Source organism: Parvimonas sp. M20, assembly GCF_035282425.1.
Lineage (GTDB): Bacteria > Bacillota > Clostridia > Tissierellales > Peptoniphilaceae > Parvimonas.
In genome coordinates, this window is the sequence record NZ_JAYKBQ010000155.1 from 1 (window position 1) to 276 (window position 276).

1 protein-coding gene is annotated in these 276 nt (G+C 63.0%); it reads right to left on the reverse strand.

What is annotated here, in order from left to right:
• Positions 1-276, reverse strand: a 276-nt coding sequence (locus VJI93_RS08795) for a HAMP domain-containing protein (protein WP_324009320.1), incomplete at both ends; no start/stop codon positions are given.

A 276-nucleotide genomic window follows, 5' to 3' on the forward strand; every position in this document is an offset into this window, starting at 1 on the left:
CATGCGTTCCAGTGCTGACATCAGTTGGCCCACCTCGTCCTGCGGGCCGGGGTCGATGCGTCGATCAAGGATGCCGGAGGCAATCTCGATCGCATGACCACTGGCTACGCGCAACCGACCGGCCACACTGCGCCCCAGGCGAACGCCGATGAAACCGATGCCTCCCGCAACGGCCAGCGCGATCAGCCCAACCCGAATGACTTCCGTCAGGATGAGTGCATTGACGTCATCGATATAAATGCCGGACCCGACCACCCAGCCCCAGGGCTCGAACTG